The organism is Streptosporangium nondiastaticum (assembly GCF_003011965.1).
Taxonomy (GTDB): domain Bacteria; phylum Actinomycetota; class Actinomycetes; order Streptomycetales; family Streptomycetaceae; genus Streptomyces; species Streptomyces nondiastaticus.
Genome location: NZ_PXWG01000038.1, coordinates 1 through 15,750, shown reverse-complemented (window position 1 = coordinate 15,750; position 15,750 = coordinate 1). Strand labels below are relative to the sequence as shown.

Here is a 15,750-nt window from a genome sequence, read left to right as displayed (position 1 = left end):
AATCGGGGTGGAAAAGGGGCTAGAAGGGACTTTCGTCCTCGTCCGGGGCGGGACCTTCGTCCCCGCCGTCGGCCCGGTAGCGGTAGCCCAGCCCCCGTACGGCCTCCAGCGGGTCCGCGGCCTCGTCGCCGGCGGCCTGCCGCAGCTTGCGCCGCAGCCGCAGGACGGCGAACTTCACCCGCTCGCGGCCGGTGCCCTCGGGGTCGTCCCACACCCGGTCGAGCAGCTGGTCGGTGGTGATCACCCGGCCCCGGTTGCGGACGAGCACCTGCAGCAGCCGGTACTCGATGTCGCTGAGCCGGGCCTCGTGCCCCTGCCAGACCGCCGAGCGCCGCTCGGGCACGAGCCGCAGCCCGTCGTCGAAGGAGTCGCCGGCCCAGCGGGTGGGCGCGCTGCGGCGCAGCAGCGCCTCGACGCGGGCGAGCAGCTCGTCGTTGCCGAAGGGCTTGGGCAGGTAGTCGTCGGCGCCGGCGCGCAGGCCGCGGACCCGGTCGGTCTCGGCGCCGCGGGCGGTGAGCAGCAGGACGGGCAGGTCGCTGAGGTCGCGGGTGCGCTCCAGCACCTCCCAGCCGTTGAGCTGCGGCAGCCCGATGTCCAGGAGCATGAGGGCGGGGCGCTCGGCGAACAGCAGCCGCAGCCCGTCGCGGCCGTTGTCGGCGTGGACGACCTCGTAGCCGGCGCGGGTGAGGAGGGTGCGCAGGGCGAGGGAGAGGTCGGGGTCGTCCTCGACGACGAGCACGCGGATCATGCGGCGGCCTCCTCGCGCGGGGGGTCGTCCGGCCCCGCCACCGGCAGCCGGATCAGGAAGGCCGCGCCTCCGTCCGGCGCTTCGCCGACGGTGATCGTCCCGCCGTGCAGCCGGACGATGGTGCGGCTGATGGCCAGGCCGAGGCCGGTGCCGGGATATCCGCCCGTACGGGCGTTCGGCGCCCGTACGAAACCATTGAAGATCTCCTCCCGGAATTCCTCCGGGACGCCGATTCCGGTATCGGCGACTTCGATCTCCCAGAACTCGCCGCGCGGTGCCGCCGTGACCGAGATCCGGCCACCCGCGGGGGTGTATTTCGCGGCATTCTCCAGAAGATTGGCCAGGACGTTCTGCAGCCGGTGCCGGTCGCCGCGCAGGAGGGGTCCGGAGGTGCACTCCAGAACGGTGAACAATCCCGCCTCCTGCGTCGTGCTCATGCGGTCGAGGACGGCGTCCTGAAGCATCCGGTCCACCTCCACGTCGCCGAATTCCAGCTCCAGGCCGGCGGTGGCCCGCATCCGGGTGGTCAGCAGCAGGTCGGCGATCACCCGCTGCATGCGGTCGGCGTTGCGCCGGATGGCGTCGAGGAAGGAGGCCTGCTCGTCGGTGAGGGTGCCGAAGGAGGGGTCGGTGAGCAGCTCGCAGAAGCTGATCACGGAGGTGAGGGGCGTGCGCAGCTCGTGGGAGGCGGCGGCCGTGAAGGCGTTGCGCTGCCGGGCCAGCTCGGTGAGCGCCACGTTGTCGCGCTCCAGGTCCCGCTCGCGCCGCTTGCGCTCGGTGACGTCCTCGTACGTCCACAGGGCGCCCAGATAGGCGCCCTCGTGGCGGAGCGGCTCGATCACGCGGCGGACGGTGCGGCCGTCGGGGAGGGGGAGCTCGGCCGTCCGGTGGACGTGGTGGCGGGCCGGGATCTCGCCGGCCCGGACGCCGGTGCCGAACAGGCGGGTGAACCCGCGGTTGGCCGCGAGCACCCGGTCGTCCGGGCCCTGCACGGCGGCGCACGCGGGCAGCGCCTCCAGCACCGCGTCCAGCAGCGTCCGCCACCGGTCGTCGTCCTCGCTCGCCACCCGGCACCACCCGGCTCCTGTAGACATGGGGTTTCCAGGGGAAACGGAAAAAAGGGTCCTTCCGGGAAAACCGTAGGACAAGGCCGCCGGGCCTGCCGCCCGCGCTGCCGGACCCCCTCCGTAGACTGGTCCGCGTGAGCGAGCGCCCCCTGAACGACGACAACGGCAGCACCGGCCCCGACGACAATGACCGTTTCGAGGAAATTGTCGATGCCGAGACCGACCGCGACCCCGACCTCGCCGTCATCGAGGCCGGCAGCCGGACCCTGCGCGCCCAGGCCGGGCCGCCGCAGGGCGACGTCCCCGCCCGGCCCGAGGACCCCGAGACCGACCGCGCGCTGCGCGAGGTCGAGACCGAGCTCGCCGGCCGCTGGGGGGAGACCAAGCTCGACCCCTCGCTGGTCCGCATCGAGGCCCTGATGGACATCCTGGGGCAGCCGCAGCGCGCCTACCCCGCCATCCACATCACCGGCACCAACGGCAAGACCAGCACGGCCCGCATGATCGAGTCGCTGCTTACCGCCTTCGACCTGCGCACCGGCCGGTACACCAGCCCGCACGTCCAGTCGATCACCGAGCGCATCAGCCTCGACGGCGCCCCGATCTCCGCCGAGCGCTTCATCGAGACGTACCAGGACATCAAGCCGTACGTGGAGATGGTCGACGACCGCGAGGACTACCGCCTGTCCTTCTTCGAGGTCATGACCGCCATGGCCTACGCGGCCTTCGCCGACGCCCCGGTCGACGTGGCCGTCGTCGAGGTCGGCATGGGCGGCACCTGGGACGCGACGAACGTGGTGGACGCCTCCGTCGCCGTCGTCACCCCCATCTCGCTCGACCACACCGACCGCCTCGGCGCCACCCCCGGCGACATCGCCGGCGAGAAGGGCGGCATCGTCAAGCAGGACGCCACCGTCGTCCTCGCCCAGCAGCCGGTCGACGCGGCGCAGGTGCTGCTCAAGCGCGCGGTCGACGTCGACGCCACCGTGGCCCGCGAGGGCATGGAGTTCGGCGTCGTCTCCCGCGAGGTCGCCGTCGGCGGTCAGCTGCTGACGCTGCGCGGCCTCGGCGGCGAGTACCCCGAGCTGTTCCTGCCGCTCTACGGCGCCCACCAGGCGCACAACGCCGCGGTCGCCCTGGCCGCCGTCGAGGCGTTCTTCGGCATCGGCGCGCAGCACGCCCGCACGCTCGACATCGACACCGTCCGCCGCGCCTTCGCGCAGGTCAGCTCCCCGGGCCGGCTGGAGGTCGTGCGCCGCAGCCCCACCGTCGTGCTGGACGCCGCGCACAACCCGGCCGGCGCGCAGGTCACGGCCGAGGCGGTCACCGAGGCGTTCGGCTTCAGCCGGCTCATCGGCGTCGTCGGCGCCAGCGCCGACAAGGACGTCCGCGGCCTGCTGGAGGCCTTCGAGCCGGTCTTCGCCGAGGTCGTCGTCACCCGCAACTCCACCCCGCGCTCCATGGACCCCGATGAGCTCGCGGCCCTCGCCGTCGAGGTCTTCGGCGCCGAGCGCGTCCAGGTCGAGCCCCGGCTGGACGACGCCCTGGAGGCCGCGATCACCCTCGCGGAGGAGGAGTCCGAGTTCTCCGGCGCGGGCGTCCTGGTGACCGGCTCGGTGATCACGGTCGGCGAGGCCCGGCTGCTCCTCGGAAAGGGCTGATCATGAGAACGCTGTGCGCCGGCACTCTGATCGGTGAATTCTTCGTCATCGGATTCGCCGGTCTGGTCGCCATGCAGACGTCCGACCTGTCCACGGGCACGGTGTGGGCCGTCAGCGGCACCGCGATGGCCCTGAGCGTGCTGCTGTGCGGCGCGCTCACCCGCCCGGGCGGCGTCCAGCTGGGCTGGCTGCTGCAGATCGGGCTGGTGCTGAGCGGCTTCATCGTCCCGATGATGTTCATCCTCGGGGTGGTCTTCGGCGGCCTGTGGTGGGCATCGGTGCACTTCGGCCGGAAGATCGACGAGGCGAAGGCCCGCTTCGCGGCCGAGGCGGCCGACGCGGCGTAGCCCGGCCGCCGCCCGGCCCCGGTCCGGGTGCCGCGCCTGCGCCGCACCCCTGTACCCTCTGGCCCACCAGACCCGATCGTCCGCAAGGAGCCGCAGTATGAGCCAGCGCACCCTCGTCCTTCTCAAGCCCGATGCTGTTCGCCGTGGCCTGATCGGTGAGATCGTCGGCCGCATCGAGCGCAAGGCGAACTGGACGATCAGCGCGCTGGAGCTGCGCACCCTCGACCGCGACACCCTCGCGCAGCACTACGCCGAGCACGAGGGCCGGGACTTCTACGAGCCGCTGATGGGCTTCATGTCCTCCGGCCCCGTCGTCGCGATGGTCGTCGAGGGCGAGCGCGTCATCCCGGGCGTGCGCGCCCTGGCCGGCCCGACGGACCCGATTTCGGCCGCCCCGGGATCCATCCGTGGCGACTTCGGCACCATCACGCGCGAGAACCTCATCCACGCCTCGGACTCCGAGGAGTCGGCCGAGCGGGAAATCAAGATTTTCTTTCCCGGCCTCGCCTGATAGCGCATCAGGCCCGGAGCCTTTCCGATCAGGGGCGACCGATTTTCTTTCGGTCGCCCCTGGCATATGCGTGGCGAACGAGGGAACCTCTCACTCCGACACGACGTCACCATTACTGGGGGAAGCTCCACTTCCGCCGACAATGGCGGAGGAACCCTCGCACCGCGTTCGACCGGTCGAGACTACGATGAGAGCTTCCGCGCCCGCCGCGCACCGCACACCCTGCCGACCGCAAGTAAGCAATCGCTCACTCCAGCTGGGAAGGCCAGACGTATCCTCATGGGGAACAACATGTCGTTCATCGGCCGTGACATGGCTGTCGACCTCGGGACCGCCAACACGCTGGTGTACGTCAGAGGCCGCGGAATCGTCCTCAACGAGCCATCCGTCGTCGCCATCAACACCAACACCGGCGGCATCCTCGCGGTGGGTGCCGAGGCGAAGAAGATGATCGGCCGCACCCCGGGCAACATCGTCGCGGTCCGGCCACTGAAGGACGGCGTGATCGCCGACTTCGAGATCACCGAGCGCATGCTCCGCTACTTCATCCTCAAGATCCACAAGCGGCGCTGGATGGCCCGGCCCCGCGTCGTGGTCTGCGTGCCCTCCGGCATCACCGGCGTCGAGCGGCGCGCCGTCATCGAGGCGTCCACCCAGGCCGGCGCCCGCCAGGTGCACATCATCGAGGAGCCGATGGCCGCCGCGATCGGCTCCGGCCTCCCCGTCCACGAGGCCACCGGCAACATGGTCGTCGACATCGGCGGCGGCACCACCGAGGTCGCGGTCATCTCCCTCGGCGGCATCGTCACCGCCCAGTCCATCCGCGTCGCCGGCGACGAGCTGGACAACGCGATCATCCAGCACATCAAGAAGGAGTACAGCCTCCTCCTCGGTGAGCGCACCGCCGAACAGATCAAGATCACCATCGGCTCGGCCTACGACCTGGAGCAGGACGAGCACACCGAGATCCGCGGCCGCGACCTGGTCAGCGGCCTGCCCAAGACCGTCGTCATCTCCGCCGCCGAGGTCCGCAAGGCCATCGAGGAGCCGGTCAACTCCATCGTCGACGCCGTCAAGACCACCCTCGACAAGTGCCCGCCCGAGCTCTCGGGTGACGTCATGGACCGCGGCATCGTTCTCACAGGCGGCGGCGCCCTCCTGCGCGGCCTCGACGAGCGGCTGCGCCGGGAGACCGGCATGCCGATCCACATCGCCGAGGACCCGCTGGACTCCGTCGCGCTCGGCTCCGGCAAGTGCGTCGAGGAGTTCGAGGCCCTCCAGCAGGTCCTCGACGCACAGCCGCGGCGCTGACGCGAGCCGAGTCCCGATTCCGGGCGCCGTTCCCCCTGCCGGGGGACGCCGCCCGGCCCCTTGGCAGGGGGTGGCGCCAACGCCACCCGGCATACCACCGCTGCCGGGAAACAACCTGATATACAGGCACAACGCTCCGGATGACCGGCCCGCCCCGCAGCCCGCCGGTCCTACGAGAAGGGCACGCCGCCGCACGTGAGGGACACACGAGAGAGCCGGCTGCTGCTGGTGCTGCTGGTCGCCATCGCCTTCGCACTGATCACGGTCGACATCCGTGGCGGTGAGCGGTCCCCGCTCGACGGCGTCCGGCACGCGGCGGCCTCCGTCTTCGGGCCCGTCGAGAAGGGCGTCGCCTCCGCGGTCGACCCCGTCGGCAACGCCGTGGCGGCCGTGCGTGACTCCGACGAGCGGCACAACCGCATCAGCGCCCTGGAGCGCGAGAACACCGGCCTCAAGCAGCGGCTCGGCAGCGACGACCGCACCCGCGCCCGGGCCGCCGAGCTCGACGCCATGCTCAAGACCGCCGGCCGCGGCCAGTACGGCATCAAGGGCGCCCAGGTCATCGCCATAGGCGCGGCCCAGGGCTTCTCCTGGACCGTCACCATCGACGCCGGCAGCCGCGACGGCATCAGGCGCGACATGACCGTCCTCAACGGCGACGGCCTCGTCGGCCGCGTCACCACCGTCGCCCGCGACACCGCGACCGTGCTGCTCGCCAACGACCCCAAGTTCACCGTCGGCACCCGCATGGAGAAGAGCGGCGAGCTCGGCTTCGCCAACGGCCAGGGCGCCGGCGTCCTGCGCGTCGAACTGCTCAACGGCAAGGCGGCCGTCCGGCCCGGCGACCGGCTCGTCACCTTCGGCTCCAGCCGCGACAAGCCGTTCGTGCCCGGCGTCCCCGTCGGCGAGGTCACCCGCGTCGAGCCCGCCGGCGGCAGCCTCACCCGCACCCTCCAGGTCCGCCCCTTCGTCGGCTACAGCAAGCTCGACATCGTCGGCGTCGTCGTCGAACCCCCGCGCACCGACCCCCGCGACACCGTGCTGCCGCCCAAGCCGGAAGCGCCCAAGCCCACGCCCACCGTGACCGTCACGGTCACGCCCTCCGCGAGCGCCAAACCCGAGGACTGACCGATGCGCCTCAACCGGATCCTGCTCTCGACCGCGCTCGTGGTGGTCGCCCTCGTCGTGCAGGTCACCGTCCTGGCACGGCTCCACCTGCCGGGCGCCGTCCCCGATCCGCTCCTCCTCGTCGTGGTCGGGCTCGCCCTCGTCCACGGCCACACCAACGGCGCCGTCGTCGGCTTCGCCGCCGGCCTGCTGGCCGACCTGGCCCCGCCCGCCGACCACGCCACCGGCCGGTACGCCCTCGTGCTGTCCCTCGTCGGCTACCTCGTCGGCCTCGTCCGGCCCGAGACGGGCAAGCTGCGCTCGGCCACCGTGCCCATGCTCGTCGTCGTGGCCGCGGCCGTCGGCTCCACGCTGCTCTACGCGGGCGTCGGCTCCCTCGTCGGCGACACCGCCGCCCGCAACGTCGGCCTCACCAGCCTCGTCTTCACCGCGGCCCTCTACGACCTGCTGCTCGCGCCCTTCGTCGTCCCGCTCGTCATGGCCATGGCCCGGCGCGTCCAGAACGACCCGCTGGTCGCCGACGGCCCCAGCACGATGGGAGGATCGCGCGCCGGCCGCGTCAGCGGACAGCGCACGGGCATGCGCATGGGGGTGCGGACGGGGCTGCGCCGGCCCGGCCGCCTCAAGGGGGTGAAGCGGCTATGACCAACCTTCCCGACTCCGGGCGGACCTCCCGCGTCACCATCCGCCTCATCGTCATCCAGATCCTCGTCTTCTCCCTCCTCCTCACCCTCGCCGGCCGCCTCTGGTACCTCCAGATCCGCAACGGCGACGAGTACACCGCCGAAGCCGCCGACAACCACATCCAGCAGGTCGTCGCCCCCGCCACCCGCGGCTCGATACTGGACGCCCGCGGCGTCCCCCTCGCCGACAACGAGACCCGCCTCGTCGTCTCCGCGAGCCGCACCGACCTCATGAAGATGAAGGACCGCGGCCGCACCGTCCTCGCCCGCCTCGCCGGCGTGCTGAACATGAAGCCCGAGGACGTCGCCGCGAAGGTCCGCCTCTGCGACGCCAAGACCCCCAAGCCCTGCTGGGCCGGCTCGCCCTACCAGCCCATCCCCATCACCGACGAGGCGACCACCCAGCAGGCCCTGCAGATCCGCGAGCGCGCCGAGGACTTCCCCGGCATCACCGCCGAGCCCACCGCCGTCCGCCGCTACGCCGGCCCCGGCGGCTCCAACACCGCCCAGGTCCTCGGCTACCTCTCGCCCGTCACCGACGAGGAGATCACCAAGGCCAAGGCCGGCCGCTCCCCGCTGCTCCGCTCCGACCAGGTCGGCCGCTCCGGCCTGGAGCGCCAGTACGACTCCCAGCTGCGCGGCAAGGCCGGCGTCACCCGCTACGAGGTCGACAACCTCGGCCGCGTCATCGGCAAGGCCAAGAGCGACAAGGCCGTCCCCGGCGCCAACCTCGTCACCAGCATCGACGCCCGCGTGCAGGCCATAGCGGAACGCGAGCTGGACCAGGCGATGAAGGACGCCCGCAAGGAGGTCGACAAGAACACCGGCACCAACTACAAGGCCGACGCCGGTGCCGTCGTCGTCATGGAGGCCAAGACCGGCCGCGTCGTCGCCATGGCCTCCAATCCCACCTACGACCCCAACGCCTGGGTCGGCGGCATCTCCGCCAAGGACTACCAGAACCTCACGGGCAAGGACTCCGGCTTCCCGCTGCTCAACCGCGCCATCCAGGGCCAGGCCGCCCCCGGCTCGATCTTCAAGGTCATCTCCGCCACCGCCGCCGTCAAGGCCGGCTACGCCTTCGACGACAACTACAACTGCTCGGCCTCGTACAGCATCGGCAACCAGGTCTTCAAGAACTTCGAGTCCAAGGGGTACGGCCCCATCAACCTCGGCCGCGCCCTGGAGGTCTCCTGCGACACCGTCTTCTACGACCTGGCCTACCGCCAGTGGCAGAAGGACGGCGGCAACAACCCCAAGCACCCCGCCGACTGGTTCTACAAGACCGCGCACGAGTTCGGCCTCGGCAAGGAGACCGGCATCGACCTGCCCAACGAGGTCACCGGCCGCGTCCCCGACCGCGAATGGAAGAAGAACTACTGGGAGGCCAACAAGGACTCCTGGTGCAAGCAGGGCAAGACCGACACCAGCTACGCCGGCCAGATCGCCAAGGAGAACTGCGAGTCCGGCATGCGCATGCGCGCCGGTGACTCCGTCAACTACTCCATCGGCCAGGGCGACACTCTTGTCACCCCCCTGCAGATGGCCACCATCTACGCCGCCATCAGCAACGGCGGCACCCTCTGGAACCCCACCGTCGGCAAGGCCGTCATCAGCCCCGACGGCCGCACCGTCCACGAGATCGAGCCCCGGTCCCACGGCAGGCTGCCGTTCGACAAGAGGACGCGCGACCAGATCGACGGCGCCCTCGCCGGCGTCGCCACCCAGGGCACCGCCGCCTGGCGCTTCGAGGGATGGCCCCAGAAGGAGATCCCGATGCACGCCAAGACCGGCACCGCCGAGGTCTACGGCAAGCAGACCACCTCCTGGTTCGCCACCTACACCGGCGACTACGCCGTCGTCATGACGATCTCCCAGGGCGGCACCGGCTCCGGCGCCTCCGGCCCCGCCGTGCGCAACATCTACAACGCCCTCTACGGAGTCGACGAGAAGGGCAAGATCGACGCCAAGAAGGCGCTCCTGCCCCACCCGGAGACCGGGCTGCCGAAGATCGAGAAGGACGGCACCATCGAGGCCCGGCCCATCGAGCCGCCCCCGCCCAGCCCCTCGGCCCGGAAGGAGGAGCAGGACTCGTGACCACCACCGACGGCTACCGCGCCCGCCGCTACAGCCCCGAGCGCTCCGCCTGGGGCCGGCTGACCGCCCGCGACTCCGTCCTGCGCCGCCTCGACTGGGTGATGGTCTGGGCCGCCCTCGCCCTCTCCGGCATCGGCACCCTCCTGGTCTACTCGGCCACCCGCAACCGCACCGAGCTCAACCAGGGCGACCCGTACTACTTCCTGCTCCGCAACATCCTCAACACCGGCATCGGCCTGGGCCTGGCCATCGGCGCCGTCTGGGTCGGCCACCGCGCCCTGCGCGGCGCCGTCCCCATCCTCTACGCCATCTCCGTCCTGCTCACCGTCGCCGTCCTCACCCCGCTCGGCGCCACCATCAACGGCGCCCGGTCCTGGATCCAGCTCGGCGGCGGCTTCTCCCTCCAGCCCTCCGAGTTCACCAAGATCACCATCGCGCTGGGCATGGCGATGCTGCTCTCCGCCAAGGTCGACGCGGGCGAGCGGCTCCACCCCGACCACCGCACCGTCGTCGAGGCCCTCGGCCTCGCCGCCCTGCCGATCCTCATCATCCTGCTGATGCCCGACCTCGGCTCCGTGATGGTGCTCGTCGTCATCGTCCTCGCCGTGCTGCTCGCCTCCGGCGCGTCCAACCGCTGGATCGCCGGCCTGATCGGCACCGGCGTCCTCGGCTGCATCCTCATCTGGCAGCTCGGCGTCCTCGACGAGTACCAGATCAACCGCTTCGCCGCCTTCGCCAACCCCGCGCTCGACCCCTCCGGCGTCGGCTACAACACCAACCAGGCCCGCATCGCCATCGGCTCCGGCGGCCTCCTCGGCGCCGGCCTCTTCCACGGCTCCCAGACCACCGGCCAGTTCGTGCCCGAGCAGCAGACCGACTTCATCTTCACCGTCGCCGGCGAGGAGCTCGGCTTCGTCGGCGCGGGCGCGATCATCTTCCTCGTCGGCGTCGTCATCTGGCGCGCGTGCCGGATCGCCCGCGAGACGACGGAGCTCTACGGGACGATCGTGGCGGCCGGGATCATCGCCTGGTTCGCCTTCCAGTCCTTCGAGAACATCGGGATGACGCTCGGGATCATGCCGGTCACGGGTCTGCCGCTGCCGTTCGTGTCGTACGGGGGGTCGTCGATGTTCGCGGCGTGGATCGCGATCGGACTCCTCCAGTCGATCAAGGTCCAACGACCGGTTTCGGCGTAGCGCCGGGCCGGGACGCCGTGGCTCGGGAGGCCGGTGATTCCGCCGGACCCTCGCCGCAGCGGCGAGCAACCACGATGTCGTGGACCGGCGGTGCCGGACCCACCCGCATCCCGGCGTGAAGACGGCTGCCCAATGGGACGCACGCGCACTAGATTCGGGACCATGGCGGACACTCTGCGCGAGATCGAGCGGAAGTACGAAGCCGGGCCCCACGCCGGAGGCGCCACGCTGCCCGACCTGAGCCGCGTCGCGGGCGTCGCGGCCGTCACGGACGAAGTGACGCACAAACTCGACGCCGTCTACTACGACACCCCGGACCGGCGCCTCGCGGCCGCCGGCATCACCCTGCGCCGCCGCACCGGCGGCGAGGACGAGGGCTGGCACCTCAAGCTCCCCGTCGCCCCCGGGGTGCGGGACGAGATCCGGGCGCCCCTCTCGCCGGACGTGCCGCGCGCCCTCGCCGCCCTCGTCCGGGCCCGCGTCCGCCGCGCCCCGCTCGTCCCCCTCGTCCGCATCCGCTCCCGCCGTACGGTCAGCCGGCTCCTCGACGCCCAGGGCACGCTCCTCGCCGAGGCGAGCGCCGACCGCGTCAGGGCCGACCGGCTCGGCGACGGCGGCCGCAGCGCCCGCTGGACCGAGTTCGAGGTCGAGCTCGGCAGCGGCACCGACCCCGCCTTCCTCGACGCCGTCGAGAAGCGCCTCCGCAAGGCGGGCCTGCGCCCCTCCGACGCGCCGTCGAAGCTGGCCAGGGCGCTGCAGGAGACGGGGGAGGAGCAGCAGAAGAAGCCCGCGCGGAAGCCCGCCACCGCCGGCGACCACGTCCTCGCCTACATACGGCAGCAGACCGACGCCCTGCTCGCGTACGACACCGCCGTCCGCCGCGACGCCGAGGACTCCGTCCACCAGATGCGCGTCGCCACGCGCCGCCTGCGCAGCGCCTTCCGCACGTACGGCGACGTCCTGGACCGCAAGGTCACCGACCCGCTCGGCGCGGAGCTGAAGCGGCTCGCCGAGGAGCTCGGCGCGGACCGGGACCGCGAGGTCGTCGCCGCCCGCCTGAAGGAGAGCCTCGCCGGGCTGCCGGGCACGCTCGTGCTCGGGCCCGTCCGCGCCCGCCTGCGCATCTACGCCGCGGGCCGCGCCAGGGGCACCCGCAAGCGCGTCCTCGCCCTCCTCGACGGCGAGCGCTACCTCGCCCTCCTCGACGCGCTCGACGCCCTCCTCGCCGACCCGCCGCTGCGCCGGGCCGCCGCCCACCCCGCGCCGGAGGTCCTCGCCGGTGCCGTCCTGCACGACTACGAGCGGCTGGCCGGTCGCGTCGAGAAGGCCCTGGGCACCGGTCCCGGGCCCGAGCGCGACACCGCCCTGCACGAGGCCCGCAAGGCGGCCAAGCGCGCCCGCTACGCCGCCGAGGCCGCGGTGCCGGCCCTCGGCAAGCCGGCCAAGCGCTTCACGTCCCGGATGAAGGACGTCCAGACGCTCCTCGGCGACCACCAGGACAGCGTCATGACCCGCACCGCCCTGCGCGCGCTCGCGGTCCGGGCCCACGCGGCGGGGGAGAGCACGTTCACCCTGGGCCTGCTGTACGGGCGCGAGGAGCAGCGCGCGGCCCGGGACGAGCGGGAGCTGCCGCAGGTGTGGCGCAAGGCCTCCCGGAAGCGGTACCGGGCCGATCTGTGATCGTTAAGGTCCGCTCCGCGGGCACGTTACCCTTGAGGGTCACCCCCTTCCGCTCATGAGAGACATTGCGATGCCTGTCGAGTCGGTCTTCCCGCGCCTCGAAGCTCTCCTCCCGCACGTGCAGAAGCCCATTCAGTACGTCGGTGGCGAGCTGAACTCCACCGTCAAGCCCTGGGACGAGTGCGACGTCCGCTGGGCCCTGATGTACCCGGACGCGTACGAGGTCGGCCTGCCCAACCAGGGCGTCATGATCCTTTACGAGGTCCTCAACGAGCGGGAGGGCGTCCTCGCCGAGCGCACGTACAGCGTGTGGCCGGACCTCGAGGAGCTCATGCGCGAGCACGAGGTGCCACAGTTCACCGTGGACAGCCACCGGCCGGTGAAGGCGTTCGACGTCTTCGGCCTGAGCTTCTCCACCGAGCTGGGCTACACCAACATGCTCACGGCCCTGGACCTGGCGGGCATCCCGCTGGACTCCAAGGACCGCACGATCGACGACCCGATCGTGCTGGCCGGCGGCCACGCCGCCTTCAACCCCGAGCCGATCGCGGACTTCATCGACTGCGCCGTCATCGGCGACGGCGAGCAGGCCGTCCTGGAGATCACCGAGATCATCCGGGCCTGGAAGGCCGAGGGCCGCCCGGGCGGCCGCGAGGAGCTGCTGTTCCGGCTCGCGAAGACGGGTGGGGTGTACGTCCCGGCGTTCTACGACGTCGAGTACCTGCCGGACGGCCGCATCGGCCGCGTCGTGCCCAACAAGTCCGGCGTGCCGTGGCGCGTGTCCAAGCACACGGTCATGGACCTGGACGAGTGGCCGTACCCGAAGCAGCCGCTCGTGCCGCTCGCGGAGACCGTCCACGAGCGCATGTCCGTCGAGATCTTCCGCGGCTGCACCCGCGGCTGCCGCTTCTGCCAGGCCGGCATGATCACGCGCCCCGTGCGGGAGCGAAGCATCACCGGCATCGGCGAGATGGTCGACAAGGGTCTCAAGGCGACCGGCTTCGAGGAGGTCGGCCTGCTCTCGCTGTCCTCCGCCGACCACACCGAGATCGGTGACATCGCGAAGGGCCTGGCGGACCGGTACGAGGAGGACAAGATCGGTCTGTCCCTCCCGTCCACCCGCGTGGACGCCTTCAACGTCGACCTCGCCAACGAGCTCACGCGCAACGGCCGCCGCTCCGGCCTGACGTTCGCCCCCGAGGGCGGCTCCGAGCGCATGCGCAAGGTCATCAACAAGATGGTCTCGGAAGAGGACCTGATCCGCACCGTCGCCACCGCGTACGGCAACGGCTGGCGCCAGGTGAAGCTGTACTTCATGTGCGGCCTGCCGACCGAGACCGACGAGGACGTCCTGCAGATCGGCGACATGGCGGTCAACGTGATCGCCAAGGGCCGCGAGGTCTCCGGCTCCAACGACATCCGCTGCACCGTCTCCATCGGCGGCTTCGTGCCCAAGCCGCACACGCCGTTCCAGTGGGCCCCGCAGCTCTCCGCCGAGGAGACGGACGCCCGCCTGGCGAAGCTGCGCGACAAGATCCGCGGCGACAAGAAGTACGGCCGCTCGATCGGCTTCCGCTACCACGACGGCAAGCCCGGCATCGTCGAGGGCCTGCTCTCGCGCGGTGACCGCCGCATCGGCTCCGTCATCCGCGCGGTGTACGAGGACGGCGGCCGCTTCGACGGCTGGCGCGAGCACTTCTCTTACGACCGCTGGATGAAGTGCGCCGAGCAGACGCTGCCCGAGCAGGGCGTGGACGTCGCCTGGTACACGACGCGCGAGCGCACGTACGAGGAGGTCCTGCCCTGGGACCACCTGGACTCCGGTCTCGACAAGGACTGGCTCTGGGAGGACTGGCAGGACGCGCTCGACGAGACCGAGGTCGAGGACTGCCGCTGGACCCCGTGCTTCGACTGCGGCGTCTGCCCGCAGATGGACACGTCCATCCAGATCGGCCCGACGGGCAAGAAGCTGCTGCCGCTCTCCGTCGTCAAGTAGGAACGTACGTTCGATCGGGGGCCCTGCCGGGTTGGCAGGGCCCCCGCGGCACGTACTCTAGGTAGCAGTACGACCGCACTCACGAAGGAATCAGACCACTGGGCAAGCGACAGCCCGAAGGCCCGCCGCCCGCACCCGCGGTGCAGCGCATCCGCCTGCGCTACACCAAGCGCGGCCGCCTCCGGTTCACCAGCCACCGCGATTTCCAGCGCGCCTTCGAGCGGGCCCTGCGCCGGGCCGAGGTCCCCATGGCCTACTCGGCGGGCTTCACCCCGCACCCGAAGGTGTCCTACGCCAATGCCGCACCCACCGGCACGGGCAGCGAGGCCGAGTACCTGGAGATCCAGCTCGCCGAGGTCCGCGAGGTCGAGCAGCTGCGCAAGCTGCTCGACGAGTCCCTGCCCGCCGGGCTGGACATCACGGACGCCGTCGAGGCACGGACGTCCTCCTTCGCCGAGCGGCTGGAGGCCTCCGTCTGGGAGCTGCGGCTGGACGGCGTGGAGCCCGCGGACGCCGAGCGCGCCGTGGCGGCGTTCCTCGCGGCCGAGCAGGTGGACGTCCAGCGCCGCACGAAAAACGGGTTGCGGACCTTCGACGCCCGTGGTGCCGTGATCCGGCTCGAGGCGCGTGACGCCGCGGCCGATAGGCCCGGCGACGGTCCCTGTGCGATACTGCGGCTGGTTGTTCGGCATGCCACACCCGCCGTTCGACCCGACGACGTCCTGTCCGGTCTCCGCGCTACGGCCGACCTGGCGCCGCCGGTCCCCGCTGCGGTGACCAGGCTGGCGCAGGGGCTGCTCGATGAGGAGTCCGGCACGGTGACCGACCCGCTCGCGCCCGACCGCGATGCCGCCCCGGCCTTCCCCACAACGGCCGCCGGGCCGAGCCCCGCCGGCGGCGCGCAGGTGCCGGAAGGTTCCGCGTAAGGACGGCCGTCGAAGCGCCGCCGGACACCAGGGAGCCACCCGGTGCGGCAGGCGCACTGACCAGGAGACTTTCGCCGGTCCCGAGGACAAGGGTTCGGGCCCGGCGAGCGAGACGACAGCTCCCGTGCGGCGACCGCGCCCCGGACGGCGGTACCGCGCTCATCACGCGGACCGGCGGGCCGGAACCGGCGCGGCGCCCGGGAGCGTGACGGGAGAACCGCCCGCATGCTCGAATCCATTGAGCCCGCTGAGCCCGGCCCTGCCGGGACCGAAAACGACAACAACAGCCCCAGCGACACGCTGCCGGCACGTCGCCGCCGCCGTGCGGCCTCCCGCCCCGCGGGCCCGCCGGCCGCTGCAGAGGCCTCCGAGGCCGCCGCACCCGCCGCCGAGGCCGCC

The 15,750-nt window shown here is 71.7% G+C and carries 13 protein-coding genes; 11 read left to right on the top strand and 2 right to left on the bottom strand.

What is annotated here, in order from left to right:
* Window positions 1-19: 19 nt before the first annotated feature.
* Together B7P34_RS16430 and B7P34_RS16425 are read right to left on the bottom strand one after the other, a co-directional pair.
* On the bottom strand, window positions 20-748 hold the full coding sequence (locus B7P34_RS16430) for a response regulator transcription factor (protein ID WP_106677225.1): 729 nt from the start codon (window positions 746-748) through the stop codon (window positions 20-22).
* Window positions 745-1,842 (bottom strand): sensor histidine kinase, encoded by a 1,098-nt coding sequence (locus B7P34_RS16425; protein ID WP_223267913.1) that lies wholly within the window; start codon window positions 1,840-1,842, stop codon window positions 745-747. Before B7P34_RS16425 ends, B7P34_RS16430 begins: the two co-directional genes overlap by 4 nt.
* A 107-nt stretch (window positions 1,843-1,949) precedes the next feature.
* Here B7P34_RS16425 and folC point away from each other — a divergent pair, with 107 nt between their 5' ends.
* The 11 genes from folC to B7P34_RS16370 all read left to right on the top strand — a co-directional run bounded on the left by folC (window position 1,950) and on the right by B7P34_RS16370 (window position 15,351).
* Window positions 1,950-3,476 (top strand): bifunctional tetrahydrofolate synthase/dihydrofolate synthase, encoded by a 1,527-nt coding sequence (gene folC, locus B7P34_RS16420; RefSeq protein WP_106677221.1) that lies wholly within the window; start codon window positions 1,950-1,952, stop codon window positions 3,474-3,476.
* A gap of 2 nt (window positions 3,477-3,478) precedes the next feature.
* On the top strand, window positions 3,479-3,823 hold the full coding sequence (locus tag B7P34_RS16415) for a DUF4233 domain-containing protein (RefSeq protein ID WP_106677219.1): 345 nt from the start codon (window positions 3,479-3,481) through the stop codon (window positions 3,821-3,823).
* Window positions 3,824-3,920: 97 nt separating this feature from the next.
* The gene (gene ndk, locus B7P34_RS16410; RefSeq protein WP_106677217.1) at window positions 3,921-4,334 is read left to right on the top strand and encodes a nucleoside-diphosphate kinase; all 414 of its coding nucleotides are present in this window, start codon (window positions 3,921-3,923) and stop codon (window positions 4,332-4,334) included.
* A 279-nt stretch (window positions 4,335-4,613) separates the two neighbouring features.
* Window positions 4,614-5,645: a rod shape-determining protein gene (locus B7P34_RS16405; RefSeq protein ID WP_286157482.1), complete on the top strand. Its 1,032-nt coding sequence runs from the start codon at window positions 4,614-4,616 to the stop codon at window positions 5,643-5,645.
* 195 nt (window positions 5,646-5,840) lie between these two features.
* Window positions 5,841-6,773, top strand: a complete 933-nt coding sequence (gene mreC / locus B7P34_RS16400) for a rod shape-determining protein MreC (RefSeq protein WP_106677216.1) — start codon at window positions 5,841-5,843, stop codon at window positions 6,771-6,773.
* 3 nt (window positions 6,774-6,776) lie between these two features.
* Window positions 6,777-7,418 (top strand): rod shape-determining protein MreD, encoded by a 642-nt coding sequence (gene mreD / locus B7P34_RS16395; RefSeq protein ID WP_106677214.1) that lies wholly within the window; start codon window positions 6,777-6,779, stop codon window positions 7,416-7,418.
* Window positions 7,415-9,553: a penicillin-binding protein 2 gene (mrdA, locus tag B7P34_RS16390; RefSeq protein ID WP_106677212.1), complete on the top strand. Its 2,139-nt coding sequence runs from the start codon at window positions 7,415-7,417 to the stop codon at window positions 9,551-9,553. The genes mreD and mrdA overlap by 4 nt, the downstream gene beginning before the upstream one ends.
* The gene (gene rodA, locus B7P34_RS16385) at window positions 9,550-10,749 is read left to right on the top strand and encodes a rod shape-determining protein RodA (RefSeq protein ID WP_106677210.1); all 1,200 of its coding nucleotides are present in this window, start codon (window positions 9,550-9,552) and stop codon (window positions 10,747-10,749) included. The genes mrdA and rodA overlap by 4 nt, the downstream gene beginning before the upstream one ends.
* Before the next feature lie 162 nt (window positions 10,750-10,911).
* Window positions 10,912-12,429: a CYTH and CHAD domain-containing protein gene (locus B7P34_RS16380; protein ID WP_106677208.1), complete on the top strand. Its 1,518-nt coding sequence runs from the start codon at window positions 10,912-10,914 to the stop codon at window positions 12,427-12,429.
* A gap of 70 nt (window positions 12,430-12,499) precedes the next feature.
* Window positions 12,500-14,425: a TIGR03960 family B12-binding radical SAM protein gene (locus B7P34_RS16375; RefSeq protein ID WP_106677206.1), complete on the top strand. Its 1,926-nt coding sequence runs from the start codon at window positions 12,500-12,502 to the stop codon at window positions 14,423-14,425.
* Between the two features lie 140 nt (window positions 14,426-14,565).
* Entirely contained in the window at window positions 14,566-15,351 is a 786-nt protein-coding gene (locus tag B7P34_RS16370) for a TIGR03936 family radical SAM-associated protein (RefSeq protein ID WP_106677205.1), read from the top strand.
* Window positions 15,352-15,750: the final 399 nt, after the last annotated feature.